General features: G+C 51.5%; 29 protein-coding genes and 1 riboswitch. Of the genes, 27 read left to right on the top strand and 2 right to left on the bottom strand.

The features are described 5' to 3' along the window. Positions 1–111: 111 nt before the first annotated feature. The 3 genes from rpsU to HMPREF1250_RS02405 all read left to right on the top strand — a co-directional run bounded on the left by rpsU (position 112) and on the right by HMPREF1250_RS02405 (position 2,826). On the top strand, positions 112–291 hold the full coding sequence (gene rpsU / locus HMPREF1250_RS02415) for a 30S ribosomal protein S21 (RefSeq protein ID WP_023053041.1): 180 nt from the start codon (positions 112–114) through the stop codon (positions 289–291). A 27-nt stretch (positions 292–318) separates the two neighbouring features. Continuing rightward, entirely contained in the window at positions 319–771 is a 453-nt protein-coding gene (locus HMPREF1250_RS02410; RefSeq protein ID WP_023053089.1) for a GatB/YqeY domain-containing protein, read from the top strand. A 153-nt stretch (positions 772–924) separates the two neighbouring features. Then, a complete protein-coding gene (locus tag HMPREF1250_RS02405; RefSeq protein ID WP_023053003.1) occupies positions 925–2,826 on the top strand; it encodes a glutamine synthetase catalytic domain protein in 1,902 nt (633 codons plus the stop codon). Positions 2,827–2,924: 98 nt separating this feature from the next. Here the strand turns inward: HMPREF1250_RS02405 and HMPREF1250_RS02400 are convergent, their stop codons facing one another. Next, on the bottom strand, positions 2,925–4,583 hold the full coding sequence (locus HMPREF1250_RS02400) for an acetolactate synthase large subunit (RefSeq protein WP_023053092.1): 1,659 nt from the start codon (positions 4,581–4,583) through the stop codon (positions 2,925–2,927). A gap of 303 nt (positions 4,584–4,886) precedes the next feature. Here HMPREF1250_RS02400 and HMPREF1250_RS02395 point away from each other — a divergent pair, with 303 nt between their 5' ends. From HMPREF1250_RS02395 to HMPREF1250_RS02330, 14 genes are all read left to right on the top strand, one after another. Next, the gene (locus HMPREF1250_RS02395) at positions 4,887–5,351 is read left to right on the top strand and encodes a DUF523 domain-containing protein (RefSeq protein WP_023052996.1); all 465 of its coding nucleotides are present in this window, start codon (positions 4,887–4,889) and stop codon (positions 5,349–5,351) included. Positions 5,352–5,395: 44 nt separating this feature from the next. Continuing rightward, positions 5,396–5,956, top strand: coding sequence for a signal peptidase I (gene lepB / locus HMPREF1250_RS02390; protein WP_023053094.1), 561 nt, complete (start codon positions 5,396–5,398; stop codon positions 5,954–5,956). A 152-nt stretch (positions 5,957–6,108) separates the two neighbouring features. Beyond that, positions 6,109–6,492, top strand: a complete 384-nt coding sequence (locus tag HMPREF1250_RS02385; RefSeq protein WP_023052993.1) for a hypothetical protein — start codon at positions 6,109–6,111, stop codon at positions 6,490–6,492. Positions 6,493–6,587: 95 nt separating this feature from the next. Then, complete coding sequence (locus tag HMPREF1250_RS02380; RefSeq protein ID WP_023053001.1) at positions 6,588–7,343, top strand: dihydroorotate dehydrogenase electron transfer subunit; 756 nt, start codon at positions 6,588–6,590, stop codon at positions 7,341–7,343. Further along, positions 7,343–8,257, top strand: coding sequence for a dihydroorotate dehydrogenase (locus tag HMPREF1250_RS02375; RefSeq protein ID WP_023053099.1), 915 nt, complete (start codon positions 7,343–7,345; stop codon positions 8,255–8,257). The genes HMPREF1250_RS02380 and HMPREF1250_RS02375 overlap by 1 nt, the downstream gene beginning before the upstream one ends. A 207-nt stretch (positions 8,258–8,464) precedes the next feature. Further along, positions 8,465–10,009 (top strand): gluconokinase, encoded by a 1,545-nt coding sequence (locus HMPREF1250_RS02370; protein ID WP_196806840.1) that lies wholly within the window; start codon positions 8,465–8,467, stop codon positions 10,007–10,009. Continuing rightward, positions 10,003–11,430 (top strand): decarboxylating NADP(+)-dependent phosphogluconate dehydrogenase, encoded by a 1,428-nt coding sequence (gnd, locus tag HMPREF1250_RS02365; protein WP_023053072.1) that lies wholly within the window; start codon positions 10,003–10,005, stop codon positions 11,428–11,430. The genes HMPREF1250_RS02370 and gnd overlap by 7 nt, the downstream gene beginning before the upstream one ends. Positions 11,431–11,487: 57 nt before the next feature. Continuing rightward, positions 11,488–12,807: a gluconate:H+ symporter gene (locus HMPREF1250_RS02360; protein ID WP_023052962.1), complete on the top strand. Its 1,320-nt coding sequence runs from the start codon at positions 11,488–11,490 to the stop codon at positions 12,805–12,807. Between the two features lie 14 nt (positions 12,808–12,821). After that, complete coding sequence (locus tag HMPREF1250_RS02355; protein ID WP_023052934.1) at positions 12,822–13,676, top strand: MurR/RpiR family transcriptional regulator; 855 nt, start codon at positions 12,822–12,824, stop codon at positions 13,674–13,676. A gap of 171 nt (positions 13,677–13,847) precedes the next feature. Further along, positions 13,848–14,477, top strand: a complete 630-nt coding sequence (locus tag HMPREF1250_RS02350; protein ID WP_306306233.1) for a site-2 protease family protein — start codon at positions 13,848–13,850, stop codon at positions 14,475–14,477. Positions 14,478–14,490: 13 nt separating this feature from the next. Beyond that, a complete protein-coding gene (locus HMPREF1250_RS02345; RefSeq protein ID WP_023053059.1) occupies positions 14,491–15,039 on the top strand; it encodes a hypothetical protein in 549 nt (182 codons plus the stop codon). 84 nt (positions 15,040–15,123) lie between these two features. Continuing rightward, positions 15,124–15,984: a zinc metalloprotease HtpX gene (htpX, locus tag HMPREF1250_RS02340; protein ID WP_023052998.1), complete on the top strand. Its 861-nt coding sequence runs from the start codon at positions 15,124–15,126 to the stop codon at positions 15,982–15,984. Between the two features lie 114 nt (positions 15,985–16,098). Then, the gene (locus HMPREF1250_RS02335) at positions 16,099–16,626 is read left to right on the top strand and encodes a GNAT family N-acetyltransferase (RefSeq protein ID WP_023052991.1); all 528 of its coding nucleotides are present in this window, start codon (positions 16,099–16,101) and stop codon (positions 16,624–16,626) included. Between the two features lie 149 nt (positions 16,627–16,775). Further along, entirely contained in the window at positions 16,776–17,141 is a 366-nt protein-coding gene (locus tag HMPREF1250_RS02330) for a carboxymuconolactone decarboxylase family protein (RefSeq protein WP_023052980.1), read from the top strand. Positions 17,142–17,410: 269 nt separating this feature from the next. Here HMPREF1250_RS02330 and HMPREF1250_RS02325 read toward each other — a convergent pair whose 3' ends face one another. Next, positions 17,411–17,887 (bottom strand): flavodoxin, encoded by a 477-nt coding sequence (locus HMPREF1250_RS02325; protein WP_023053076.1) that lies wholly within the window; start codon positions 17,885–17,887, stop codon positions 17,411–17,413. A 174-nt stretch (positions 17,888–18,061) separates the two neighbouring features. Here HMPREF1250_RS02325 and HMPREF1250_RS02320 point away from each other — a divergent pair, with 174 nt between their 5' ends. The 10 genes from HMPREF1250_RS02320 to HMPREF1250_RS02275 all read left to right on the top strand — a co-directional run bounded on the left by HMPREF1250_RS02320 (position 18,062) and on the right by HMPREF1250_RS02275 (position 26,292). Continuing rightward, positions 18,062–19,036, top strand: a complete 975-nt coding sequence (locus tag HMPREF1250_RS02320) for a lactate/malate family dehydrogenase (RefSeq protein WP_023052986.1) — start codon at positions 18,062–18,064, stop codon at positions 19,034–19,036. A gap of 62 nt (positions 19,037–19,098) precedes the next feature. After that, positions 19,099–20,553: a leucyl aminopeptidase family protein gene (locus HMPREF1250_RS02315; protein ID WP_023053096.1), complete on the top strand. Its 1,455-nt coding sequence runs from the start codon at positions 19,099–19,101 to the stop codon at positions 20,551–20,553. Continuing rightward, on the top strand, positions 20,550–21,356 hold the full coding sequence (locus HMPREF1250_RS02310; protein WP_231391267.1) for a PHP domain-containing protein: 807 nt from the start codon (positions 20,550–20,552) through the stop codon (positions 21,354–21,356). The genes HMPREF1250_RS02315 and HMPREF1250_RS02310 overlap by 4 nt, the downstream gene beginning before the upstream one ends. Before the next feature lie 4 nt (positions 21,357–21,360). Next, on the top strand, positions 21,361–22,185 hold the full coding sequence (locus HMPREF1250_RS02305; RefSeq protein ID WP_023053063.1) for an Asp23/Gls24 family envelope stress response protein: 825 nt from the start codon (positions 21,361–21,363) through the stop codon (positions 22,183–22,185). Positions 22,186–22,229: 44 nt separating this feature from the next. Continuing rightward, a riboswitch (ZMP/ZTP riboswitch) is annotated at positions 22,230–22,308 on the top strand. 44 nt (positions 22,309–22,352) lie between these two features. Next, positions 22,353–23,528, top strand: coding sequence for a phosphoribosylaminoimidazolecarboxamide formyltransferase (locus tag HMPREF1250_RS02300; protein ID WP_036242374.1), 1,176 nt, complete (start codon positions 22,353–22,355; stop codon positions 23,526–23,528). Positions 23,529–23,626: 98 nt separating this feature from the next. Continuing rightward, positions 23,627–23,956 (top strand): YlxM family DNA-binding protein, encoded by a 330-nt coding sequence (gene ylxM / locus HMPREF1250_RS02295; protein WP_023052979.1) that lies wholly within the window; start codon positions 23,627–23,629, stop codon positions 23,954–23,956. Between the two features lie 14 nt (positions 23,957–23,970). After that, positions 23,971–25,320, top strand: a complete 1,350-nt coding sequence (ffh, locus tag HMPREF1250_RS02290; RefSeq protein WP_023052932.1) for a signal recognition particle protein — start codon at positions 23,971–23,973, stop codon at positions 25,318–25,320. Positions 25,321–25,366: 46 nt separating this feature from the next. Then, entirely contained in the window at positions 25,367–25,633 is a 267-nt protein-coding gene (gene rpsP / locus HMPREF1250_RS02285; protein WP_023053113.1) for a 30S ribosomal protein S16, read from the top strand. A gap of 15 nt (positions 25,634–25,648) precedes the next feature. Further along, the gene (locus tag HMPREF1250_RS02280; RefSeq protein WP_023053087.1) at positions 25,649–25,876 is read left to right on the top strand and encodes a KH domain-containing protein; all 228 of its coding nucleotides are present in this window, start codon (positions 25,649–25,651) and stop codon (positions 25,874–25,876) included. 8 nt (positions 25,877–25,884) lie between these two features. Then, positions 25,885–26,292, top strand: coding sequence for a YlqD family protein (locus HMPREF1250_RS02275; protein ID WP_023052977.1), 408 nt, complete (start codon positions 25,885–25,887; stop codon positions 26,290–26,292). Positions 26,293–26,297: the final 5 nt, after the last annotated feature.

Here is a 26,297-nt window from a genome sequence, read left to right as displayed (position 1 = left end):
CAACACGCCGTACACGGCATTTGCCGAATTGACAAAAATACAGTTTTTGAGTATAATTTTTATGTGTGCAGTAACAGCACTCCCGAACAAAGGTTGGAGGGAGGGATAGATATGGCAGAAATCAGAGTTGGTAAAAATGAAACGTTAGACAGCGCTTTGCGCCGTTTTAAGCGTTCTTGCCAAAAGGCAGGAGTTCTTTCCGAAGTTCGCAAACGCGAACATTACGAAAAACCGAGCGTGCGGAGAAAGAAAAAATCCGAAGCAGCACGGAAGCGTAAATTCAGAGCATGAGCGAATGTCGGGTGAGAAGGTGATACCATGTCTCTAAAGGAAGATCTGACACGGGACATGAAAGACGCGATGAAGGCGAAAGAAGCCGGCAAGACGGCGCTTTCCGTTATCCGCATGGTTCGCGCGGCGATTCGCAACGCGGAGATTGACGGAAAATGCGAGCTTGACGACGTCGGTGTCGGTGCTGTCATCGTCAAAGAAATGAAGCAGCGGAAGGAATCGCTTGCCGAGTTCGAAAAGGCCGGTCGTACCGATCTGACGGATCGGACAAAGGCGGAGATTGCCGTGTTGGAAAAGTATATGCCGCAGCAGCTCAGCGCTGAGGAAGTAGCCCATGTCGTACGACAGGCCATTGCCGGCGCCGATTCGGCTTCACTGAAGATGGGCGATGTCATGAAGATGGTCATGCCCCTTATTCAGGGCCGGGCAGACGGTAAAATCGTTTCAAAGACAGTAAAAGAAATCTTACAAAACAATTGATCGTTAATTTGAGAAAATCTATTGACAACGAGATAAATTGCTTGTAATATTTAAACATGCCCCAGGGCAGACAAAAAAATACGATTCAGTCAAAGAAGACTTCAAGCCGTTTTTAGGGGAGAAGTCTTTTTTATTTACCGAGGAGGAACGCAAATGAACATGGATAATCTGGTGTATGTAATTCCTGCAGGACAGTATGGTAAAGAAGGGGTGTTGGCATTACTGGAACAGCATCCGGAAATCAAGTTCGTTTCACTTGTCGGCGTCGATTTGGCCGGCAATGATACGGATGAAAAGATTCCCATTTCCGTTTTCTTTGAAGATTACGACAATTTCTTCAACGGTACGGCTGTGCAGACAGACGGCTCTTCTGTCGTTTTGCCGGGAATCGCCACCTTGTCCAATGCGCGTGTCGACATCAAGGCTGATGCCAATGTCAACTGGTTTGTCGATTATAATGACGGCAATGTGGATCCTATTTCGGGCAAGCCGATCGGTACGTTGCGTATTCCGAGCTTTTTGCGCCATGCGACGGGATATATTGATTCCCGTTCCATCTTGCGGCACAGCGTCGATTACGTAGCTGATGAAGTGTTGAAGCTGATCCGAAAATATGGCGTCAAAGGGCTTACCGTCAATCCTGATGATATTGAACGCCTGGTTTTTACGACGGCAACGGAATTGGAATTCTGGGTCAAATCACCCAGTCAGGATGTTGCCAGCCGTCTCCTCTCGACATCGCAGAAGCTGCAGGAGCAGTATTGGCAGCGTACGCACGGCGTCGTTCGGACGGCGTTGGAACAGACGGTGGAACGGTTGCAGCAGTATGGGTTGGAACCGGAAATGGGGCACAAAGAGGTCGGCGGTATTAAGGCGCAGATCGATGATTCAGGCAAACTGATCTTTGTACTGGAACAGCTGGAAGTGGACTGGAAATTCGCCAATGATCCCGTCCAGACGGCAGACAACGAAATTCAGGCCCGTATCATTGTTCGTGAAGTATTCCGCGAAAACGGTTTGGAAGTTACTTTCCAGGCCAAACCGATTCACGGTGTTGCCGGCAGCGGTGAACATACGCACGTCGGTATGGGGGCCATCATGAAAGACGGCAAATTTATCAATCTCTTCAATCCTGACGATATGAAAACCGAATTTTTGTCTTCCCTCGGTTACGGTGCCATTATGGGTATTTTGAAACATTACGAAGTTATCAATCCCTTTGTTTCTTCGACGACCGATTCGCTCAATCGATTGAAACCGGGCTTTGAAGCTCCCGTATGCATTGTTACCGCACTGGGCGGGGAAACGCCTGATGTGCCGACGCGAAATCGCTCCGTTCTGGCAGGGCTGATCCGCAATGCCGTAACGCCGAAGGCGACGCGGTTTGAAATGCGCTCGCCGAATCCTTTTACCAATACCTATACGGCGATTGCGCTCTTCTATTTGGCTGCTTTGGACGGCATTCGCTATGCGCTGACCCAAGGGAAAACGCCGGCTGCATTGCTTGCTGAATTGTCGAAGAAGGTCGGTGATGATGCCGATTATCTCGAAAAAGACAGGGCTTACCGTTCGGAAGTTGACGTTTTCGAAAACTTTACGGAAGAAGAACGGAACACGATGTTCGGGAAAGCGCCGGCAACGGTCTGGGAAAATTTCAAGGCGTTGCAGTCTTATCCGGAAAAATTGAATGATCTGGTGTGCGACGCTTTTGAAAGACGGGTTATGGAATCGTTTAAAGAAGCGTCCCTGATCCGTTGGGCGTTGGAACTGCAGCATCGTATCATTCCTGATAACCTGGAAACGGTCATCAGCTATCAGTCGCTTCATATGGAAAATAATACCAATCCCCTTGAAGAAGCTCGCTGGGTTACGATTAATCAGCTGCGTACGGAATTGGGACGCGATACGGAAAAGGACCTTTCTATCTTCTCGCGCATCAAGAAAGCGCTGGTCGCTAAAGACTATGATACGGCGTCGGCATTGATGATCGTTATGAGTGACAAGATGGATAAGCTTGCCGATCTGTATTATGAATACTCGCATAACGCCTTCTGATCGGGAAACGAAAGCATCCCGCTGGCGTTGTAAAAGGGCAATCAGCCCCTTGCAGTAACTGACTGCAAGGGGCTGATTGCTTTTTTGCTAAATAAATTTTATAGTGTATCCATAAGCTGTTGTAAGTGAGCCGTCAGTTTCATGTTTTCGCCGTAATCGACGGGGCAGTCGATGATAACGGGCTTCGTTTGGGCGAAGGCCTTTTTCAGCGTCGGTAAAAGATCCTCTGTTTTCGTAATACGGTATCCGATGGCGCCGACGCTTTCTGCGAATTTGACAAAGTCAGGATTGGTGAAATCGACGTACATGCTGTGTTTGTATTGCATTTGCTCCTTCCACTTGATCAGTCCGTAGCTGCTGTCATTGAAGATCAAAGTAACAAAATGGCAACCGAGACGGTGCGCGGTTTCAAATTCCTGGCAGTTCATCATAAAGCCGGCGTCGCCTGTGATGGCGAGGATGCGGCGCTCGGGATGGATGATGTTGGCGGCGACGGCGCCGGGGACGGCGATGCCCATGGTGGCGAATCCGTTGGAAATGAGGCAGGTATTCGGCTCATAGCAATTGTAATGTCTGGCGATCCAGACCTTGTTGGCGCCTACGTCGGAGATGACGATGTCATCTTTACCGAGTACGCTGCGGGCGTCGATCAGCGCTTTTTGCGGCTTCACCGGGAAAGACATATCGTTGGCATAGCTTTCGTGCTCCGCAACCATGCGGCGGCGGATCTCCATGGCAAAAGTAGGTTCTGCAAGACGAGCTGCTTTTTTCATAATGCGGCAAAGTGAATCGGGGATGTCGCCGATTACTTCCACTTGCGGCTGGTAACGCTTGTTGATATCGGCGGGCATGGTATCGATATGGATGACGTCCGTATTAGCCTGGTGCCAGTTGGACGGGGCGTATTCAATGATGTCGTAGCCGACGCAGATAACGAGACTGGCCTTTTCTAATACCTTCGTCTGGTAATCGGCCATGGGAATGCCGACGGTCCAAAGTGAATAGGGATTGTCAAAGGGGATGGCGCCTTTGGCCATCATCGTATTGATTACGGGCAGCTTCAGTTTTTCTGCGAATACGGTCAGCGCTTTGGCGGCATGACTGCGGATGACGCCGCTGCCGGCAAGAATGACGGGATTTTTGGCGTAAGAAATCATCTTTGCAGCTTCCTCGATTTCCTTTTCCAGCGCCGTCTCGATATTGATGGAACGGTGCGCAAGCGGCTTGGCATCTTCGTCAACAGGCATTTTGCTGATGTTGACGGGAATATCGATGAACGTTGCGCCCGGTTTTTCCCGTTCTGCATATTTGAAGGCGAGCCGCGTGATTTCCGGGATCGTATCAGGACGGACTACATTATACGAACGGCGTGTAATCGGTTCGAACATGGAACGCAAATCGAGGTATTGGTGCGCCGTAATGTGCATCTTATCGGTACTGACCTGTCCCGTAATGGCGACCAGCGGAGCGCCGTCGGAATCGGCGTCGGCAACGCCTGTGATCAAGTTGGTGGCGCCTGGCCCCAACGTCGCCATGCAGACGCCGGCTTTTCCGGTCAGGCGGCCGTAAATGTCGGCCATGAACGCGGCGCCTTGTTCATGACGTACGGTGATAAATTCAATTTTGGAATTTTCCAGAGCGTTCATGATGGCCAGGTTCTCTTCACCGGGTATGCCGAAAATGTAATGAACGCCTTCTTCTTCCAAACATTCAACCAATAAGTCTGCCGTGTTTTTCTGTTTTTTTGTTGTCGTCATCAGTGGGCTCCTTTTTTACGAATCTATCTGTATCTGCAACCGATTATAGTATGTGAAATGGATAATTGCAATTTCATAATATGAAAAACGATGTCCGTAAGCAGGTGATTATTGACGAAGGTCGTTTTTTAGAGATTTTTAATTATAAATAGTGTAAATATATACATAATATGTTTTGTGAAGAAAAAAATTATTTCTGCAAGGTATAAATACTTCCGCATATTTCCGCTTTGCATTATAGTATTATGTAAAGGCAGATAAAAAAAGAAAAAATCAGGTAAAATTGAAAGGTGAGATCATTGAATGAATATTCTTATCAGTTCGTGTCTGTTGGGACAGCAATGCCGCTATGACGGCGTCGTTAAGACGTATGCTGCCGTCGAAGCGCTTTTGGCCCATGAAGAGATCCACGTTATTCCGTTTTGTCCCGAACAAGGCGGCGGACTGTCTACGCCGCGGCCCGCGGCGGAACGGCGTGGCGAGCGTGTCGTGACCGCAGCTGCTGTTGATGTTACGGCCGCTTATCAACGCGGCGCTGCGGAGGCTTTGAAGCTGGCGATACGCTTCCGCTGTGTCGCGGCATTGTTGAAAGAAAAGAGTCCGTCTTGCGGCAGCGGAGCAATCTATGACGGTACGTTTACACGTACCCTGCGCGCCGGCGACGGCGTAACTGCGGAACGATTAAAACAAGCGGGCATTCCCGTATACGGTGAGAGCCGGGCAGCTGAGATCATGGATTTGCTTTCCTCGCATGTATTTACATCGTAGCCTCGCTTTGATACAATGGATTGGTACGCAGGGAGGTAAGACTAGTGAATACAGTCATACGTGAAGTCTTTGAATGGATATATTCCATCGTAATCGCTCTGGCCATTGCCATGGTGATCCATGTTTTTCTTTTTCAGCCGACGCGGGTTTCCGGTGAATCTATGGTGCCGACGCTGCACAACGGGGAATATCTCATCGTTGCCAAGTGGAGCCATGTTTTGCACTCGGAACCGGATTATGGAGACATCGTCATCATTGACAGCCGTGTCCGGTATACGCGTACCTGGCTGGATGATATTGCCGAACCGATGCACAATTACATCGCCTTTTTCAATTCGGCTCTGCAGACTCGCAATGTTTGGGTCAAACGCGTTATCGGCAAAGGCGGCGATACGCTGGCGTTCCATGACGGTAAAGTATGGCGCAACGGCGAAGCCTTGGATGAGCCCTATACGAATGAAGTGATGGAATATAGCCGCGGCGGTGAGATTACGATTCCCGACGGGTATGTTTTCTGTATGGGCGATAATCGCAATCACAGCAGTGACAGTCGTTTTATCGGGCCCGTTCCGATCGACCATGTTCTCGGCAAGGTGATTTGGTAAGATTTTCGTAAATTGCATATTTCCGGGAAACGTGAACAGGCGGGGCCTTTATGGCGCCGCCTGTTTTGTTGTTGTCGTCTGACTGGAAGTATTGCCGCGTGTATGGTATAATCTCCATATAACATTGATATTCAAAAAGGCGGTGTTTTCCAGTGAAAGCGAAAAAAATCTTAGTGGCCTTAGGGGTGACATTAGCTGTTTCCGCGTCTGCTTTTGCAGCGAAAGACCATATGTGGCAGTATAATCAGTTCACGGCAATTGACATGGACTCCGCAAAGGTTTCCTACGATAAGGGGATGACCATTCTGACCTTTGAAACGGTTGAGTCTGCCGGGGATTCGACGGATTACTGTACCTATGTGTATAACGTTGACGATCAGACGATCCAGTTGAAGGAACTCATTTCAAAGACGAAAAAAAGCAAATACAAGAGCACCTTTTATCCCGAATCGATAGCTAACGGCAATAATGTGATCAAAGCGCGCGCGCGTATGGCGAACGACGTTCTGGCGAAAGTTCAGCATGGTGTCAAATAATTTATAACCAAGAGAAAAGGACCCTGCCGGGGTCCTTTTTTGTCTTTGGCGAATATGGTAAAATAAAATTTATCAGTCTGAAGGGTGGGGGAAGGGTGAAAAAGTTTTTAGGAATACAGGAAGTCATTGCTAATGAAGAGATCATTTCCGGCGTTTGGAAAATGATCTTTTATGCGCCGGAAATAGCGGCAGAGGCCCGGCCCGGTCAGTTTGTCAATGTGCGGAAGGATAAGAGTCTTGTTTTTCTGCGCCGCCCCTTCGGCATCGTTGCTGCTAAAGACGGCGCCGTGACGATCATTTATCGTGTTGTCGGGATCGGGACGGAAGAGCTGACTGCAATGCGGGCCGGCGATCTGCTCAGCGTTGCCGGTCCTTTAGGAGACGGCGTTTTTTCCACGGCACCGGGTAAAACGCTGCTCGTCGGCGGCGGTGTCGGGCTGGCGCCGCTTATCTTTTTAGCCGATGTCCTGCCGGATCCCGTCGTTTTGATCGGCAGTAAGAACGAGGCGGAGACCTTCTGGGTGAGGTTTTTTGAACATGCTGCCGCCGAGATCTACGTGACGACAGACGACGGGACGGCCGGCATCAAAGGCGTCGCGGCGGCGGCGCTGCCGCAGATTTTCGAGGAACATGCTATTGACAGAATCGCTGTCTGCGGTCCGACGGCGATGATGCGAACGATAGCGGCGGCAGCTGCTGCTGCGAACATTCCTTGTGAGGTTTCCATGGAAAAACGGATGGCTTGCGGCATCGGTGCCTGTCTGGGATGTACGTTTGCAGGCAAAGCCAGCGGCCGGCGTTACAAGGTCTGTACGGACGGCCCTGTTTTCGCGGCAAAGGAGGTTTTCTGATGAATCGGAACTGTTTGGCCGTGAATTTCTGCGGTATTGCCATGAAAAATCCTGTCATGGGCGCGTCGGGAACCTTCGGCTTCGGTACGGAGTATGCCGATTTCATGGAACTGGGAGAGGTCGGGGCCGTTATTTCCAAGGGAATTACGCCCTTACCGCGGGCCGGTAATCCTGGTATTCGCATTGCCGAGACGGCGGCGGGGATGCTTAACTGCATCGGTTTGGAAAATCCCGGAGTCGACGTTTTTTTACGGGATATTCTGGGGAAAGCGGCGGCGCTTCCGACGCCGCTGCTTGTAAATATTTCGGCAGGCTCGGCGGAAGAGTACGGGCTTTTAGCGGAAAAGCTCGATGTTGCCGGCGTTGCCGGTATTGAAGTCAACATTTCCTGTCCCAATGTCAAAGAAGGCGGTATTGTTTTCGGTACGGATCCGAAGGCGGCGGCGGCCGTTACGGCAGCAGTGAAAAGGCATACGAAAAAACCTGTCATTTTGAAGTTGTCGCCGAATGTGACCGATATCGTCGTTATGGCCAAGGCCGTCGAAGCGGCCGGAGCCGACGGCATTTCCCTGATTAATACGATCACCGGTATGGCTATCGACATTTACAGCCGTCGGCCGCTGCTGGGCAATATTACCGGCGGCCTCTCCGGACCGGCGATTAAGCCCGTGGCGCTCCGCATGGTTTGGCAGACGGCTCGGGCCGTTTCTGTTCCCGTTCTCGGCCTGGGCGGTATCGCTACGTGGCAGGATGCCGTGGAATTTATGCTTGCCGGTGCATCTGCCGTCGCCGTAGGCGCCTGCAATTTTGTCAACCACCGGGCAGTTGCCGATATTGCCGCAGGACTGGCGCAGTATTGTCAAGACGAGGGAATCGCAAATATCCGTGATATTGTCGGCATGGCCGGAAAATAAGATTAAGCGAAGGACTCCTTACATGAGTAAGGAGTCCTTTTTGATAGGAATGAATGAAAGGGTTGTCATTATGTTTTGCGATGATAAATTAATATCAATAAAACGAATATAAATTTGATAAGAACATTGCATATTTAAAAATGAGACGATATAATCACGCTATAAACAGTGTAATTGTCGGTAAGAAGGGTTGGGATAGGAATGACGATGAATTCGGCAAATCAGGCTGTATGGATCGGCGTGGATGTGGGAACGACGGGGGTACGGGCGATCGCTTACACGGCGGAAGGCGTCAACGTCTGTTCTTCTGAAGCCTTTTATCCGCTTTTGACGCCGCGTCCGGATTGGGCGGAGGAAAGTCCGCTGCAGATTTATGAAGCCGTAGTATCCGTGATCGCCGAAACGGCGACGCAGTTGCGTTATAAAAACAAGGAGCTGTCAGGAATTGCTTTGAGTACGGCCATGCACAGTTTTGCCGGACTTGATGAACGGAAAGAACCGTTGATGGACATGCAGACTTGGGCCGACAGCCGCAGCGCCGGAGTCGTCAGGGAAATGAAACGGGATGAAGCGCTGTGCCGTTCGTTTTATGAACGGACGGGCTGCCCGATCCATGCCTGCTATCCGCTGGCAAAGATCATTTGGCTGCGCCGCAACCAGCCGGAGCTGTTTGCGAAGATGAAGTTCGTCGGTTCGCTGAAGGATTATATTTTCTATCATTTAACCGGTGAATGGGTTCTGGACAGATCGTCAGCCAGTACCAGCGGACTGTATAATGAACGGGTTCTGTGCTGGGACAGAGAAATTATGGCTTATGCCGGGATCGCCGAATCCTGCATGCCCCCTGTCGTCTCCACCACGTACAGCGGCAGTCTGACGGGCCAGGCGGCGGCGGCCGTCGGTCTGCCGGCAGGTTTGCCTGTCGTTATCGGCGCTACCGACGGCGTTCTCGTCAACGTCGGCATCGGCGCCGTCAATTCCGGTCAGCTGAGCGGCACGATCGGTACGAGCGGCGCATTGCGCATGCTGACGAAGACGCCGAAGACGGACAGGAAGATGAGGACATGGTGCTATAATCTGACCGATGACATGTGGGTTGCCGGCGGTGCCATCAATAACGGCGGCATGATCCTGCGTTGGGTTCGCGACAAGATCTGCCATTACGGCGGCAGCGCCTTGGAAAGTCTCGATATTGATCCGTACGATTTGATGACGATGAAAGCCGCGCATATTGAGCCCGGCGCTGACGGATTGATCTGCCTGCCGTACTTCACGGGAGAACGGGCGCCGTATTGGAATTCGGAACTGCGCGGCATGTTTTTCGGATTTTCTCTGAATCACAGCCGTTCTCATATGATTCGCGCCGTCATGGAAGGCATTTGCTATAGTCTAAACAGCGTTATGCTGGCCTTGAAAGAATTCGGCGCTGTTGCGGATATCCGCGTCAGCGGCAGCTTCACGAAATCGGAATTATGGCTGCAAATATTGGCTGATATTTTGGGCGAAGCGATTACCTTGCCGGATAACAGTGAAGGCGCCGCTTTCGGCGCCGCCGTTTTGGGCTTCATTTCGAACGGACAATTGCAGACCATTGCGGATACAGCCAATCTCGTTCATGCCAAAAAGATATATACTCCGCAAGCCGATCATGTGGCGGCATATGAAGAACTGTACGGTATTTTTGAGCGTATTTACGACCATTTGCTGCCGGAGTTTGCGGCGATTACGGACTATCAGAAGAAAAGATGCTGAAGAAAGGCGGAAACAAGATGGAAAATGACATCGGCGTTGTCGGCATGGCCGTAATGGGCAGTAATCTGGCGCTGAATATGGCGGATCACGGAGCGGCTGTCGCCGTTTATAACTATACGCCGGATTTGACGGAAAAATTTATTGCCGAAGAAAAACATGAGAAAATTACCGCCTATTATGAATTGGAAGCCTTTGTTTCTTCTTTGAAGAGGCCGCGCAAGATCATGCTCATGATCATGGCCGGGGCTCCCGTCGACATGATGTTGGAACAGTTGCTGCCGTTTTTGGCAGTCGGTGATGTCGTCATTGACGGAGGGAACTCTTATTATGGCGATACACAGCGCCGTTTTGAGCGTTGTCAGGCAGAAGGCATTCATTTTTGCGGCGTGGGTATTTCCGGCGGCGCCGCGGGAGCGAGATTCGGCCCGGCTATCATGCCTGGCGGCAGCAAAGAAGGATATGGCGAAATCAAAGGCTTTTATGAGGCGATCGCCGCCAAAGCGGAAGATGGAAAACCTTGCTGCGCTTATATCGGCGCCGGCGGCGCCGGCCATTTTGTGAAGATGGTTCACAACGGTATTGAATATGCCGATATGCAACTTATTGCCGAGGCTTACTTGCTGTTGAAACATGTCGGTCATTTTACGAATCGGGAGATAGCCGATGTGTTCCGCTTGTGGAACCAGGGCGAGCTGAAAAGCTTTCTGATTGCGACGGCTGTCGAGGTTTTTGCCGCAGATGACGATCTCGGCACAGGCCAGCTGATCGACAAGATTGCCGACTGTGCGGGGCAAAAAGGGACCGGGCGCTGGACCAGCATCGAAGCGATGCGCCTTGGCGTCGATATATCCCTGATTACGGCGGCCTGTAACGCCCGCGTCATGTCAAATGCGTCAGGTCGTGCAAAGGGACAGAAATCGCTGGTGCGACCTACAGGCGGCAAGGGCGGAGCGAATCTGGTTGAGACGATACGGAAAAGCCTGTATACGGCGAAGATCGTCGCTTATGCGCAAGGTTTTTCCCTTTATAAAAAAGCCTCGGAAGCGTATGGATGGGATCTTGATTATGGCAGAATCGCCGCCATTTTTCGGGCCGGCTGTATCATTCGTGCCGAATTTCTGAATAAGATCACTGCTGCTTATGAAACGGACCCGGCTTTAGATAATCTTCTGTTCGCGCCGTTTTTTCTGAAGCGTGTCAATGAAGGTGCGGACAGTCTGCGGCAGATTGTTTCGACGGCTGTTTGTGCCGGTGTTCCCATTCCGGCTTATGCCAACGCCGTCGAGTATTTGGACGCTTACGCCAGCCCGCAGGTCGGCGCCAATGTGATCCAAGGCTTACGGGATTATTTCGGCGCGCACACGTATCGCCGTCTTGATCGTGACGGTGCCTTTCACTATGAATGGGGGCTGCATGACTGATTTTTTTGCCGTTTTTCCTGCGGCATGCATTTATTTTATTTTTAGGAGGTGTGCGTTATGCCATTAGTTATTTTAGCCATTGGTATACTCATCCTGTTTTTCCTCATTGTCAAGGTCAAGCTGAACAGTTTTCTGGCCCTGCTGCTTGTAGCCGGTCTCGTCGGCATTGCCGAAGGATTGCCCTTGACCAAATTGATTCCGACCATTGAAAAAGGGTTGGGCGGAACTTTGGGCGGCTTGGCGATCGTCGTATCTTTCGGCGCCATGCTCGGTAAGCTGATGGCCGAAAGCGGCGGTGCGCAGCGAATCGCAACGACGCTGATCCGCGTTTTCGGCAGGGAGAATGTCAAATGGGCCGTATGCCTGACCGGATTCATTGTCGGTATTGCCTTATTCTATGAAATCGGCTTCGTCCTGCTTATTCCTTTGGTCTTTACGATCGCGGCGGAAGCCAAGATACCCTTGCTTGAAGTGGGGATCCCCATGGCTGCGGCTTTATCCGTTACCCACGGTTTTTTACCGCCCCATCCGGGGCCGACGGCCATTTCCGTTATCTATAACGCCGATATCGGGACGACGTTGGTTTACGGCGCGATTTTAGCGATCCCGACAGCCATCGTTGCCGGACCTGTGTACTATAATTTTACGAAGGATATCAATCCGGCCATTCCGCAGGGCTTATATAATCCGAAAATTTTCAGCGAAGAAGAAATGCCCGGCTTCGGCATTTCCGTATTTACCGCTCTTGTTCCCGTTGTCCTGATGGCGGCTTCGGCCATTGCCAAACTTGTTCTGGATCAGGCTTCACCGTTGGCTGTAACGCTTGAATTCCTCGGCCAACCCGACATGGCGTTGACGATTTCCGTGGCTATTGCCGTTTATACTTTCGGCATCGGCCGCGGTAAGGCGATGAAAGAGATTATGGAAACCGTAAAGGATGCCGTTCTGGCCATTGCCATGATCCTGCTCATCGTCGGCGGCGGCGGCGCGCTGAAGCAGATTCTGATCGACAGTGGTGTCGGCGCTTATATTGGCAATGTTGTTGCCGGTGCCGATTTGTCGCCTCTTTTGTTGGCCTGGCTCGTCGCTGCCGTCATTCGAACGGCCTGCGGTTCGGCGACTGTCGCCGCGTTGACGGCCGGTGGGATTGCCGCTCCCATTTGCGCTGCTACCGGTGCCAATCCGGAACTGATGGTCTTGGCCACCGGCGCCGGTTCGCTTATCTTCAGCCCGCCCAATGATCCCGGCTTTTGGCTCTTTAAAGAGTTTTTCGGGCTGACCGTTAAAGAAACGGCGCGCACCTGGTGCGCTTTGGAAACGATTATCTCGCTTATGGGGCTCATCGGCGTCATGGTCTTAAACCTGTTTATTGCCTGAGCGGGGGATTGATCATGTCTCGGGAAGAAATCGAACGGATACCTTTTTTGCGCGGCGCGTATGAAGGGTTGACGAAATCGGAACGACAGATCGCCGCCTATATTGCGCAGCGGCCGCGGCGGATCATGAAAGAGACGATTCCCGGTATTGCCGCGGCGACGGGCAGTTCGGAAATTACCGTATCCCGTTTTTGCAAAAAGCTGGGATTTCACGGGTTGCAAGAGTTGAAACGGGCTTTGACGGCCTATCTCACTGCCAATGAAATGAAAGAATACCATGATATCGAGGCAAGTGATTCGTGTCGCGTCGTTGCGGAAAAGGTATTTCAGAACCTTTCGGAAGGCTTGCAGGATACGCTGCGTTTATTGGACTACGAGACGGTAGACGCGGCGGCGGCCGTCCTGCGCCGGGCGCGGCGAGTCGCCATTTACGGTTTTGGCAATTCGGCCACGGTCTGCAAGGATCTGGCGGCGCGCTACGTGCGGCTCGGATTGACCGTTCAGGCGTATGCGGATCCGCACATGCAGGTGACTTCGGCTGCGCTGCTGACGGCAGCCGATGCGGTAATTGCCGTTTCTCACAGCGGCGCTTCTTACGAACTGCTCCAGTCGGTTGAGGCGGCCAGAAATAGAGGGGCATCAATTATTTCCATTACCAGCCATCTGCAGTCGCCGTTGGCCAAGCTGTCGGACTATTGCCTGCACGGCATGGGCCGGGAAGTGAACTATTCATCCGAAGCCGGCGCTTCGCGATTGATCCACATGGCGATCGGCGATGTCCTCTATACGCGTATGGCTATGGCCGACCCCGATGCGTTTGCGGCTAACATGGAACAGATGCGGCATGAAATTATGAAAAAGAGAAGGTAATCGTTATCAAGACGTTCTTTCCTGGGAAAGAGCGTCTTTTTCGTATTCGCACAGGTGATTCCCCTTGCTTTCCATAGGAAAAACGCGTTGTTTATGATATACTGAATTTATCACCTTTTACGTCGAAGACAAAGAGGGGATGCACTGCCAGATACTGTCTGTTAGGAGGACATGATGTTCGGATTTGATTTTGCAAGTATTATCGCCGGTATTCCCGGTTTGCTTATGGCGATGGTTTTTCATGAATTCGCCCATGCCTTTGTTGCCGACAGGATGGGGGATCCGACGCCGCGTATGACCGGCCGTCTGACTTTGAATCCTGTGGTGCATATTGACCCTATCGGTCTGATCATGCTTTTTGTCGCCCGGTTCGGCTGGGCCAAGCCGGTCATGATCAATCCCAACCATTTCAAAAATTGGCGAAAAGGGGAAGTTTGCGTTTCGCTTGCCGGTCCGGCGGCGAATTTGCTGTTGGCCTTTCTGGCTATGTTCGTCAAGGTCTGCTTATTTAAAACGGGGCTTCTGTTTTCGCATGGACTGAATCTGGTTCTCGACTTGATCGTTCTCTATAATGTCAACTTTGCTATTTTCAACCTGATCCCCATACCGCCGCTGGACGGTTCCCGTTTGCTCACCGTTCTGTTGCCGTCACGATGGTCGTACCGGTTGGCGGCGTTGGAGAGGTATTCGTTCCTGATTCTGATCGTTTTCGTTATGACACCTGTTTTTTCGTATATATTGATTCCCTTGCAACGTCTTGTGTTGGGAGTGTTTGGCATATTTTTTTCCCTATTCCTGTAAGGAGGTACGGCATATGAAGCGACTTTTTCTTCCGGCAGTTTTTCTGACGATTTTTTCCGGCATGCAGTCTTTTGCGGCCTTCGATTACAACCAGTCCGTTGATGAAGCGGCGATTGATCCGTTGACGGCATATCATACGCTTTACCTCGGTATGCCGCGCAGTGATTTTTCCGCCAACTTTTCCGTGCTTTCCGACTGGACCTTTTACAGCCGTCCCGAGGCTCTGACAGAATGGGCCGAACGCAGTACTGTTGCCAATGACGTGAAGGTTACCGAAGGCGTATCGGTTTATACGGAAACGACTGCCGCCAAGGCCCGTGTATTGGCCTTTGAAAACTATTTTAAGACAGATAAGAAGAAGGTGGCGCAAGCTATTTACAGTCGTATTATTGCGACGATATATGCAGGCGTAGAAGATTTTCCGGAATCACAATCGGGAAATCAGATGACGTGGGTTCAAAAAGATGTTACCATTGTCGTGTCCTTTGACGGCAAAAAAGCGGATGACGGCCAATATATCGTCCGCATACGGCGGTATAATAACAGCGTTCTCAAGGCATAGCGGTTGACAGGGAACGGACTCTTCGCTATAATGAAAATACCAATTTTACCTTTTGACTTTTACGACTTACTTGAGGTGATATAAATGAACAGTATCAAGACGGTTTTTCTCATGACCCTTTTAGCCTGCATTCTGATACTTATCGGCAATATTTTCGGCGGTCGTCAGGGTATGATGATCATGTTCGTTGTCGCCATTGCCATGAATTTTTTCTCATACTGGTTCAGTGATTCGATGGTGCTCAAAATGTACCGCGCCGAAGAGGTCGGCGAGTCGCACCGCTTGTACCGGATCGTAGCGGAGTTGGCGCAGCGCGCCGAGTTGCCGATGCCGCGAGTATATATTATTCCGACGGACGTGCCCAATGCGTTTGCCACGGGACGCAGCCCTTCCCATGCGGCGGTCGCGGCGACGGCTGGTATTTTGGACATGCTTGATGACGAAGAGATCCGCGGCGTTTTGGCCCATGAGCTGTCTCATGTCCTGCATCGCGATATTTTGATCAGTACCATAGTTGCCTGTTTTGCCAGCGCTATTTCCATGATTGCCAATATGGCGCAGTGGGCGGCCATTTTCGGCGGCGGCCGCGGCGATGATGACGATAACGGCGGCGGTATTATCGGACTGTTGGCGACGATTATCATCGCGCCGTTGGCGGCGTCGCTGATTCAATTCGGTATTTCCCGCACACGGGAGTACATGGCGGACGAAGAAGGCGGCCGGATGAGCGATGATCCGCTGGCCTTGGCCAGAGCGCTGGCGAAGATCGATAATTACGCTCATCGCCGGATTCTTCCCGGAGCGACGAAGGCGACGGCGCATATGTGCATTATCAATCCGTTCTCCGGTATCGGCAGCGGACTGGCCAGCCTTTTCAGTACACATCCGCCGACGGCAGAACGAATTGAACGGTTGGAAAAATTGGATCGCGAATTACATGGCTAATATTGAAAAAGTGCCTCTTCTTCGAAGCAGGCACTTTTTTTCGTCTCGCCTTGCAGGTGATAAAAGCACAATGGTATACTGTGAATATACATTTTCTTTACAGGAGCTGATAACATGGAAATCAGACAGGCGACGACAGCCGATATCGACGCAGTGGAAGCGACGTATACGGAATTATTGACCTATGAAGCGGCACACGGTACCGCGTCGAACTGGGTTCTCGGTCTTTATCCGGTGCGCCGGACGGCGGAACTGGCCGTCGGGGAAGGGTCGATGTTTGTGCTGACTGAAGGCGGTAAACTCTGCGCGTCCATGATTTTAAACGAAAAACAGGGAAAGGAATACCGTTTGATTCCTTGGCGCTACGTGCATGATGCAAAGGAAATTATGGTGCTTCACACCTTGTGCATCCCGCCTTCACAGCAGCGGCGCGGATACGGGAAGAAGATGGTCCTCTATGCTCTCGAATATGCAGCGGCTCACGGTTACAAAGCCGTGCGCATCGATACTTGGTTTTACAATACCGCCGCTGCGGCTTTGTATACGGCTTGCGGTTTCCGCTTTGCCGGCACGGCTTCGACAAAGCTTGAAGGCGTTATTGATGAGGAAGAGAAATTTTTTGAGTGCAAGATTACTGGTTGATGAGGCATAGGTAAAAGGTATGTATGTGGTTTTCCGACAGGCATTAGACAGAACCGGTCATTCCTCTTACAATGAAGGCAGCGGCGGCGGATTGTTCTGTCGGCGCCGGTTGATGACTGCAATTTATTTTTAGTTTGGAGGAAGCAGCGATGACTAATCAAGATGACAGGGAGATACGGCGTAAGGCGCAGAAAATAGTGCAGACGGCGGGGCGGGACCAGTTGGGACGTTTTGCTCCCGATTTCGCCCGTTACAATGACGATATCCTTTTCGGTGAAGTGTGGTCACGCAACGATAAGCTGTCGTTGAAGGAACGAAGCATTATTACGGTTTCGTCACTCATTTCACAGGGGATTACGGACAGTTCCCTTAAATACCATCTGCTGACGGCTAAGGTGAACGGCGTAACCAAGGAGGAAATGGCGGAGATCATTACACAGCTCGGATTTTATGCCGGCTGGCCGAAAGCATGGGCGGCTTTTACCTTGGCCAAAGAGGTGTACGGCGCCGATTGATCGGGTTGATCTTTTTCACTGCACGAAAAGGCGGGGCGGTCATCCGTAGACGCCCGTGTCGCGGCGCGGAAGTGTGTGCAATCGTGCCGGTAAGGAGGAAAACAATGGTGTTTTCCGGGACAGGGGCTGTTGAGCCGGAACTGTGTGAAGCCGTTATGGCAGCGCAGAGTGTCGTCGCTGTGCAGCATGAGCGTATACGGATGAAACCCGCCCTCCGTCACCAGATGCAGTCTGGTGACGGAGGGCGGGTTTCACGATATCAAGCAGGGTTATATGAATTCAGACAGGTCCTTTTCAATGGCATCAAGCCAGGCCTTACTGGTGTCACCGTCACGACGCCGGCAGATGAACGGATGCCTGACGACGGCACCGGCGCAAGCGGTTTCCAGCGTTTGCAGCGTAGCGATGATGTCCGTTGAGCCGGATGTAGCAAAGGGGATAACCGTTTTGTTTTCAAAATCGCATTTCTTCAAAAATTGTGTCATGAAGGCGGGGACGTCGTAGTACCAAACGGGGTAGCCGATAAAGATCGCGTCATACTGGGACGTATTCGGTATGGACGCTGTTACGCCGGGGATGCGGCGCGTTATTTTTTCCCAGCCGGCTTGGAGAACGGCAAGGAGATAATTACCGTATTTTTTCTGCGGCGTCAAGGCGATGACATCGCAGTGAAAGCGGCTTTCGATCTTTTCGGCCAATGCTTTGGTGCGGCCCGTTTGTGAATAATATATAATCAGTGATTTCATAGAAAACCTCCTATCGGATACGGTAAGCTATATTTCTATTGTAAATCAACTGTCGTAAAGAAAACAGTGTTTTCAAATTTTTTTTCAGTGAGTCAGGCGACGTGTGATAAAATGGTAAAAACACAGGAAATTTAAGCTATATCGGAAAGAAAAGAAACGTGAGGGATTAAGATCATGAAAAAGCGAATTCTGGGAATTATCGGTGCCGGTCATGTCGGCGCTCATGTTGCTTATGCCGTCGGTCTGAAGGGAAGTGCCGATGAGGTGCGGATCTTGGATATAAACGAAAATTTGTTGACCAGTCAGTGTCAGGATCTGATGGACGCCGTCAAATACATGCCTCATCGTATTTCGTACGGTGCCGCGACATGGGCTGACCTGAGAGACTGTGATCTTCTCGTCAATGCCTTGGGGCCGACAGAACGATATGTGACGGAAGACAGGAATGATGAAATGGACTATACCGTAAAAGCGGCCGCCCTTTGCGGTGAGGAAATCAAGCGTTGCGGCTTCGACGGCATTCTCCTCAATATTACGAATCCCTGTGATGTCGTTACCGCTGTTTTGGCTGCCCGTTGCGGGTTGCCGGCACGACGTGTTTTCGGTACCGGCACGGGACTCGACACGGCACGGCTCATCAATTTTCTGGCACAAAGCACGGGGCTATCACACGGCTCGATTACGGCGTATATGATGGGGGAACACGGATTTGCACAAATGGTACCGTGGTCGCTCGTGCGTTTCGGCGGCCGTCCTTTGACCGAAGTGGCGGCACAGGCGCCGTTCGACTTCGACAGAGACCGCCTCAGGCAACAGACCATCGATGCCGGTTGGGCCGTGTACAGCGGTAAGCGGGCAACGGAATACGGCATCTGTTCGACGGCGATGAAGATCATTGACGCCGTTTTTCACGATACGAAAGAGATCATGGCGGTCAGCGCTTTTTTGGACGGGCCTTACGGCCAATACGGCATTTATTGCGGTTGTCCCGCCGTCATCGGTGCCGCCGGCGTGGAGAAGGTAATGGACTATGCGCTGACGGCGGAAGAAGAAAAAGAATTTCGGCGCTGCTGTCGCGTCGTCAGAGACAATATTGCCGCCGCAGAATCGCTTCTGGCTTCGGAAAAGGCTCAGGTTCTTGATTTATGAGCGTCGATAACAGTATAATTTAAAAAGAATATCTGAATTTATCTCACGGAGGAAGCAGTATCATGATTACATGTAACGGCAGCGGCAATCCGGATGCGATTGCTCTCGGCATTGATAAGCGTTTGCGCGCGTTATCCCATTTGTCAAAAGAAGAAGGGGAGCTTCTTCGAGCCTATGTGAACAACAGGCCGGAATTGCTGCATTATCGGTCGATACATACCTTTCACTGTCTGTATGAAGACAGGGTGCGTACGTATTTTCTCGTCGGACTGGAAAATAAGCCGCTCCGTTACAGCATGCACGAAGATTTTTTGGCTGCCAAACGCATCACTGCCGCTGCCATGTCGGAAGGCGTTACGGAGTTGGCCGTATTCATCGATACCTTGGAAATGGATATGGTATCTTTGATCGACGGACTGCTGTATCGTAATTATGCGTTCAATCGCTATAAACGAGAGGCGGAGGAAGAGTCGATAAAAAATATCAACCTGATTACGTCCAGCCTGAAAATAAAGGATTTCAATACGCTTTGCTATGTATATTCTTCCATCTATGAAGGCGTGTATCTGGCCCGTGATCTGGTGAACACGCCTTCCAACGACTTGACGCCGCGCCGGTTCTGCGACTTGGCGGCAACTATTTGCAAAGGCGACAACATGGAAGTCGAGGTCATGAATAAATGGAATCTGGAAAAGCGGAATATGGGAGGAATTGTTGCCGTCGGTAAAGGCAGCATGAACCCGCCGCAGCTGTTGACGCTGTCTTACAAAGGCGATCCGGACAGCAGAGAGACGGTAGCCGTTGTCGGCAAAGGGATTATTTATGACAGCGGCGGCTTGTCCTTAAAAAGTCACGCCGCGCTGGAATTCATGAAAGACGACATGGCCGGCGCCGCCGCCGCGCTGGGAGTTATGCGGGCGCTGATGTTGCTGAAATATCCGATCAATGTCGTTGCTGTCATGCCTTTGGCGGAAAACGTTCCGTCCAGCATGTCTTACCGCGTTGACGATGTGATTACGATGTATGACGGTCATACGGTGGAAATTAAGAATACCGATGCCGAAGGCCGCCTTATCCTCGCCGATGCCGTTACGTATGCGCAGGAGAAGGGCGCGACAAGGATCATCGACTTGGCGACGCTGACAGGAGCTTGTGTTACCGCCTTGGGGACGATTCGTTCCGGCATGTTCGGCAATGATCAGGAGTGGATGAACCGATTCTTTGCTGCCGCCGGCAGGGCTCATGAAAAGGTCTGGCAGCTGCCGTTGGACAGGGAATACGAAGAGGAGTTGAAAAGCACTGTTGCCGACTTGAAAAATGTCGGTTCGACCGGATCCGGCGCCGGTGCTATCGTGGCGGCGCAATTCATCAAGCAATTCGTGAAGCCTGAAACGGCCTGGATTCATCTCGACATTGCCGGAACCGCTTTTAGTGAAAAAAAGGATGAAAGCGGTTTCAGCGGCGCTACCGGCGTAGGGGTCAAGACGATTCTGGAATTTTTGCGAGGCGGACGATGATGAAGGCGGATCTGCACATGCACACAACTTGTTCCGACGGTCTCCACACGCCGGCGGAACTGACGGCAATGGCTGCGGCGGCAAAGCTTGACGTCATCGCTATTTCCGACCACGATACGATGGCGGCATATGACGGTACGCACAGGCTGCATGATGGTGTAAAGATTATCAGCGCCATTGAAATGAGCAGTGACTGCGCCGATGAAGATGTCCATATTCTCGGCTATCATCTGGATCCGGCGAACGAAGAGTTGCAGGACTATTGCCGCGATTTCAAGGAGCGGCGCGCAGTACGGGCAAGAAAGATCGTTGAGAAATGCACGGCTCTCGGCTATGCGCTTGATCTCACCGTTGTCAATGATATACTGCGGCGCGGCGGTACTGTCGGCAGACCGCATATTGCGGCTATGTTGGTGGAAAAAGGCTATTTTTCATCAGTTTCTGCGGTCTTTGAAAGGATCCTTTCCCGTAACGGCCCGGCTTACGTTCCCTATGATCGTTACGATATCGACGCCTGCATTGAACTCATTCACCGTGCCGGCGGCCTGTCCTTTTTAGCGCACCCGTCGCTGCTTAAAGCGGCCTTGCCGCAGGTCTTGCAGCATCCCTTCGACGGCATAGAGGTATATCATCCGAAGAATCGGGGCCGGTATGACGAATTTCTCGGCATTGCGCGGGAAAAGGATTGGCTGGTCAGCGGCGGTTCCGATTACCACGGCACGATCGGCCGCTACCCTGACGGTCTCGGCGTTTTTTCCTTTGATGCGGCGCCGTTGCAGCCGCTCCTTTCTTATAAAGGATGAGAAAATGAAAATTATCGGATTTATCGGCCCCAGCGGCACCGGCAAAAGCCACCATGCGCTGGTTGTCGCTTATGACAATCATATTGACAGCATCATTGACGACGGTCTTCTCATCTATCAGAACCGCATTATTGCCGGCTGTTCCGCAAAAGATGAGACCAATCGCATGCGCGCCGTTCGCTGCGCCATCTTTCTTGAGCCGTCTCACGCCGCAGCCGTCCGCGAGGCGCTGAGCCGGGTAAAGCCGGAAAAACTGTTGATCCTGGGGACATCGAAGCACATGGTGCAGCGCATCCGCGAAGCCTTGTATTTGCCGCCTGTCGATGCGTATATCCGGATTGAAGAGGTTTCCTGCGCCGCCGAGATCGCCAAAGCCAGAGCCATCCGCAAAGCGGAGGGAAAACATATCATTCCCGTGCCGACAATGGAATTGAAATCCCATTTTCACGGCTATCTCCTCGATCCGATCCGTTCGTTTCTCCACAACCGGAGCGGCAAAAAAGGACCTGATTTCGAACAGTCCGTTGTCAGACCGATCTTCAGTTATTACGGTAAGCTCATCTTTTCTGATGACGTCTTTTTCGCTCTGATCCGTCATTGTTTGGCCGGGATCGACGGTATCGTCAAGGTAAACCGCGTCAAGGTGGCGAAGAATTATGTGCCGGGCAGCAACGGACTGGCCGTCGTTTTGGGCGTTACCGTCCGGTACGGCGTCCATATTAAGACGCTGATGCAGCGGATCCGCTGTTCGCTGCAGGACGACATCGAGTATACGACAGGCATGTCCGTCGACATTCTGAAGATTACCGTTCGTGATGTCGTCGAGTAAAATCCGTCTGTTGACAAGGCTGCGAGCCAGTTTGTATAATGAAAAAGGAATCATGTGACTGACGGAAGTGGGCTGACCACAGGGAGCATGATCGATAAAAAGCCGACCGTCTGGGCAAATGAGTCCGGGAGTGTCGGTGTTTTTTTTATTCCCAGGAGGAAATGACGATGAAAGAACTGCAATTGAAATACGGATGCAATCCCAATCAGAAGGCGACGAGAGTGTATATGAAAAACGGCGGCGACTTGCCGCTTGAAGTTATGAACGGCCGTCCCGGCTATATCAATTTGCTCGATGCGCTGAACAGCTACCAATTAGTTAAAGAACTGAAAGCAGCGACAGGACTGCCGGCTGCGGCCTCGTTCAAGCATGTCAGTCCGGCAGGCGCTGCCGTGGCTGTTGAAATGAGCGATACCTTGAAAAAGATATATTACGTTGACGATTTGGAACTGTCGCCGTTGGCCGGAGCCTATGCCTGTGCCCGTGGCGCTGATCGCATGAGTTCGTACGGCGATTTCGTCGCCCTTTCCGATACGTGCGACGCCGCGACGGCGACGCTGCTGAAACGGGAAGTTTCAGACGGCGTTATCGCACCGGGATATACGGAAGAAGCGTTGAAAATTTTGAAGGAAAAACGGCAAGGCTCGTATTGCGTATTGAAGATCGACGCCGCTTATGTGCCTGCAGTGCCGGAGCATAAAGAGGTCTTCGGCGTTACCTTTGAGCAGGACCGCAATAACGCGGTCATTACAAAGGATCTTTTTGCCGTTCGGCCGACGCGCAACAAAGAGATTCCCGAAAGCGCGCAGCGTGATTTGCTCGTGGCGCTGATTACCTTGAAATATACGCAGTCAAATTCGGTTTGCTATGTTAAAGACGGCATGACGATCGGCGTCGGTGCCGGACAGCAGTCGCGCGTCCACTGTACGCGCCTGGCAGGGAATAAGGCCGATGTCTGGTGGCTCCGGCAGAACCCGAAGGTGTTGGCGTTACCTTTCAGGGATGATATCCGTCGCCCTGATCGTGACAATACGATAGACGTTTATATCTCCGATGATTGGGAAGACGTCCTTGCCGACGGTGTGTGGCAGCAGTTCTTTACAAAAAAGCCGGAGCCTTTGACCGGGCGGGAAAAGAAAGAGTGGGTCGCACAACTTCGCGGCGTGGCTCTCGGCAGCGATGCCTTTTTCCCCTTTGGTGACAATATTGAACGCGCCCATCGCAGCGGCGTCGAATATATTGCACAGGCAGGCGGCTCCATTCGCGACGACAATGTCATTGAAACGTGCGATAAATATAATATGGCCATGGCGATGACAGGACTCCGTTTATTCCATCATTAAAGGATGGCAGACCGAAAGAGGTGACAAGTAAAAATACTTGACACCCCTTTCCCTTTCCTGTATACTTGCAACGTACGAATGACAGAGGCGGTGAAATCATGTTGGAAGATGTGCTTCGCAAAGGGCGGCTGTTGGACATATACGGGCCGTTACTGACGGAACGGCAGGAACGATGTATGGACATGTATTTCAATCAGGATCTTTCTCTCGCCGAAATCGGCGTAAATTTGGAAATATCCCGGCAAGGCGTTCATGATTTGCTGCATCGCGCCTCGCAGTCATTGGAACATTACGAAGCGAAGCTGCACCTGTTGGAACGGGCGCAGGTTCTGCAACGGGAAGTGGAAATGGCCGCCCGCCTTCTGGAAGGCGGCAGTACGGCGGAAATAGAAGAAGCAAAACGAATTTTACATCGCATCGAACTGTAAAGAAGGAGGTCCTCATGCCATTTGAAAGTCTTTCCGAACGCTTTCAGTCGGCTTTTAAAAAGCTTCGCGGCAAAGGCAAACTCTCGGAAGATGACGTTAATGAAGCGCTGAAAGAGATACGCCGCGCCCTTTTGGAGGCAGACGTCAACTTTGCGGTCACGAAGGATTTCATCAAAAAGGTTAGGGAAAAGGCTGTCGGAGAAGAAGTATTCAGCAGTCTGAATGCGTCGCAGACGGTCATTAAAATCGTTCGCGACGAATTGACGGAACTTCTCGGCGGAACGCAAAGCCGCATTGCGATCTCTTCACGGCCGCCGACGATCATCATGTTGGCAGGTCTGCAAGGCGCCGGGAAGACGACGACGGCGGCAAAGCTGGCGAAGAAGTTGAAAGGGCAAGGGAAACAGCCGCTCCTGGTGGCTTGCGACGTGTATCGTCCGGCTGCTGTTACGCAGCTTCAGGTGCTGGGACAGGACCTTGACATTCCGGTCTATACGGAAGAGGATTGCAAGGATCCGGTCGGCATCGCCGAACGGGCCGTCCCTTATGCGCTGGGGCATCTCCGCGATGTCATTATCATCGATACGGCAGGCCGCCTGCACGTCAATGAAGAATTGATGGCAGAGCTGATTCGCATCAAAGGCAGTGTCCATCCCCACGAAATTCTCCTGGTTGTCGACGCCATGACCGGTCAGGATGCGGTTACGGCAGCGTCAGCTTTTGATCAGGCCCTGGGCGTTGACGGACTGGTCATGACTAAGCTTGATGGTGATGCCCGCGGCGGTGCGGCGCTGTCGATTAAAGCCGTTACGGGAAAGCCGATCAAATTTATCGGCGTCAGCGAAAAGGCGGACGGATTGGAAGAATTTCATCCCAACCGTTATGCATCCCGCATCCTTGATCTGGGTGACGTTGAGACGATCATCGAAAAGGCGCAGGCCGCTTTCGACGAAGAATCGATGGCCGAGATGAAAGAGACCATGAAGAGCGGCGCTTTTACGTTTAACGATTTTCTGAAGCAGCTGCAGATGATCAAAAAAATGGGTAATCTCGGCGGTATTATGAGCCTGATACCGGGAATAGGAAAGTATAAGAAAGAATTGGATAAAGTTGATATGGACGGCAAGGAAATGAAGCACATTGAAGCTATTATCCGTTCCATGACGGAAAAGGAGCGAAGCAGTTCCAATCCGAAAATGCTCATCAAGGACAGCCGCAAGCGCAGAATCGCCCGCGGCAGCGGCACGCGCGTGCAGGATGTGAACCGTTTGCTGAAGCAGTTTTCAGAAATGCAGAAAATGATGAAGCAGGCGAAAAAAGCAAAAAACAAAGGGCGCGGCTTCATGCCTCGTCTTCCCTTTTAATAGAAGCCCCGGAATGGGGAGTATCCTTTGAAGGAGGTGAAAACTCATGATCAAAATCCGTTTAGCTCGTTTAGGGGCTAAGAAAAAACCGGTTTACCGCGTTGTCGTCGCCGACGCTCGCGATGCCCGCAAGAACGGCCGCCCCGTTGCAACGCTGGGCATGTATGATCCGGCTAAAGCGGCAGACGCATTGACCGTTGATGCGGAAGCAGCCCTGGCCTGGCTTGGTAAAGGCGCACAGCCTACCGATACGATTCGTTCTCTTTTCAAAAAAGCCGGCATTATGGCTCAGTTTGAAGCATCCAAAAAGTAAGTGAGGCTGGATACGATGGAAGAATTGATTGCATGTATTGCCAAAGCGTTGGTGAAACAGCCGGAGGCAGTTACGGTTACAAAAATTCAAAAAAGAGGCCTCGAAGTGTATCAGCTTCATGTCGCACCGGAAGATATGGGGAAAGTCATTGGCAAACAAGGCAAAATCGCGAAAGCGTTGCGCCTTGTCGTCAAGGCTGCGGCAGTGAAGGCAGACAAGAAAGTATCAGTGGATATTGTATAGGAGGAACCATGGATCAGATTACGTTGCGCGTGCCTGTTACTGTAAAATCAAAAGTGACGCAGGCGCTGAAAGACAAGATTCTGAGAGATTCTGAGCAGGTATTGGCCAATATCGAAAAGGAATCGCAGAATTTGGAATTCCAAGCCAAACGGATGATGACCGAACAGGCTAAAATCGATGCTCAGGGATTGATTTCTCTGCGGGCAAAGGTGGAAGAGCAAAAACAACGTATTGCTGCGGCTAAGGCAAAGGCCGAATTTGAACGGGACCAGGCGCAAGGCCTGGAAATCGGTTCCGAAATCAGGCAGGGACAGCTGGAGCAGACCGTGGAAGTCAAGGTCGGCGATGACCTGGGCAAATTGATGGGCATGGAAATCTTATTGGAAGACGATAAGATCATCGCCTTTCGCCAATAATATAT

Source organism: Megasphaera vaginalis (ex Srinivasan et al. 2021) (assembly GCF_000478965.1).
GTDB lineage: Bacteria > Bacillota > Negativicutes > Veillonellales > Megasphaeraceae > Megasphaera > Megasphaera vaginalis.
Note: the sequence above shows the minus strand (reverse complement) of the source record. Positions and strands in the feature narration are given on the sequence as shown.

What these genes read in the sequence shown, in the direction of transcription:
- rpsU (WP_023053041.1), top strand. Translation starts at nt 112, where the DNA reads ATGGCAGAAATCAGAGTTGGTAAAAATGAAACGTTAGACAGCGCTTTG.
- HMPREF1250_RS02410 (WP_023053089.1), top strand. Translation starts at nt 319, where the DNA reads ATGTCTCTAAAGGAAGATCTGACACGGGACATGAAAGACGCGATGAAG.
- HMPREF1250_RS02405 (WP_023053003.1), top strand. Translation starts at nt 925, where the DNA reads ATGAACATGGATAATCTGGTGTATGTAATTCCTGCAGGACAGTATGGT.
- HMPREF1250_RS02400 (WP_023053092.1), bottom strand. Translation starts at nt 4,583, where the DNA reads ATGACGACAACAAAAAAACAGAAAAACACGGCAGACTTATTGGTTGAA.
- HMPREF1250_RS02395 (WP_023052996.1), top strand. Translation starts at nt 4,887, where the DNA reads ATGAATATTCTTATCAGTTCGTGTCTGTTGGGACAGCAATGCCGCTAT.
- HMPREF1250_RS02375 (WP_023053099.1), top strand. Translation starts at nt 7,343, where the DNA reads ATGAATCGGAACTGTTTGGCCGTGAATTTCTGCGGTATTGCCATGAAA.
- HMPREF1250_RS02370 (WP_196806840.1), top strand. Translation starts at nt 8,465, where the DNA reads ATGAATTCGGCAAATCAGGCTGTATGGATCGGCGTGGATGTGGGAACG.
- gnd (WP_023053072.1), top strand. Translation starts at nt 10,003, where the DNA reads ATGCTGAAGAAAGGCGGAAACAAGATGGAAAATGACATCGGCGTTGTC.
- HMPREF1250_RS02360 (WP_023052962.1), top strand. Translation starts at nt 11,488, where the DNA reads ATGCCATTAGTTATTTTAGCCATTGGTATACTCATCCTGTTTTTCCTC.
- HMPREF1250_RS02355 (WP_023052934.1), top strand. Translation starts at nt 12,822, where the DNA reads ATGTCTCGGGAAGAAATCGAACGGATACCTTTTTTGCGCGGCGCGTAT.
- HMPREF1250_RS02350 (WP_306306233.1), top strand. Translation starts at nt 13,848, where the DNA reads ATGATGTTCGGATTTGATTTTGCAAGTATTATCGCCGGTATTCCCGGT.
- HMPREF1250_RS02345 (WP_023053059.1), top strand. Translation starts at nt 14,491, where the DNA reads ATGAAGCGACTTTTTCTTCCGGCAGTTTTTCTGACGATTTTTTCCGGC.
- htpX (WP_023052998.1), top strand. Translation starts at nt 15,124, where the DNA reads ATGAACAGTATCAAGACGGTTTTTCTCATGACCCTTTTAGCCTGCATT.
- HMPREF1250_RS02335 (WP_023052991.1), top strand. Translation starts at nt 16,099, where the DNA reads ATGGAAATCAGACAGGCGACGACAGCCGATATCGACGCAGTGGAAGCG.
- HMPREF1250_RS02330 (WP_023052980.1), top strand. Translation starts at nt 16,776, where the DNA reads ATGACTAATCAAGATGACAGGGAGATACGGCGTAAGGCGCAGAAAATA.
- HMPREF1250_RS02325 (WP_023053076.1), bottom strand. Translation starts at nt 17,887, where the DNA reads ATGAAATCACTGATTATATATTATTCACAAACGGGCCGCACCAAAGCA.
- HMPREF1250_RS02320 (WP_023052986.1), top strand. Translation starts at nt 18,062, where the DNA reads ATGAAAAAGCGAATTCTGGGAATTATCGGTGCCGGTCATGTCGGCGCT.
- HMPREF1250_RS02315 (WP_023053096.1), top strand. Translation starts at nt 19,099, where the DNA reads ATGATTACATGTAACGGCAGCGGCAATCCGGATGCGATTGCTCTCGGC.
- HMPREF1250_RS02310 (WP_231391267.1), top strand. Translation starts at nt 20,550, where the DNA reads ATGATGAAGGCGGATCTGCACATGCACACAACTTGTTCCGACGGTCTC.
- HMPREF1250_RS02305 (WP_023053063.1), top strand. Translation starts at nt 21,361, where the DNA reads ATGAAAATTATCGGATTTATCGGCCCCAGCGGCACCGGCAAAAGCCAC.
- HMPREF1250_RS02300 (WP_036242374.1), top strand. Translation starts at nt 22,353, where the DNA reads ATGAAAGAACTGCAATTGAAATACGGATGCAATCCCAATCAGAAGGCG.
- ylxM (WP_023052979.1), top strand. Translation starts at nt 23,627, where the DNA reads ATGTTGGAAGATGTGCTTCGCAAAGGGCGGCTGTTGGACATATACGGG.
- ffh (WP_023052932.1), top strand. Translation starts at nt 23,971, where the DNA reads ATGCCATTTGAAAGTCTTTCCGAACGCTTTCAGTCGGCTTTTAAAAAG.
- rpsP (WP_023053113.1), top strand. Translation starts at nt 25,367, where the DNA reads ATGATCAAAATCCGTTTAGCTCGTTTAGGGGCTAAGAAAAAACCGGTT.
- HMPREF1250_RS02280 (WP_023053087.1), top strand. Translation starts at nt 25,649, where the DNA reads ATGGAAGAATTGATTGCATGTATTGCCAAAGCGTTGGTGAAACAGCCG.
- HMPREF1250_RS02275 (WP_023052977.1), top strand. Translation starts at nt 25,885, where the DNA reads ATGGATCAGATTACGTTGCGCGTGCCTGTTACTGTAAAATCAAAAGTG.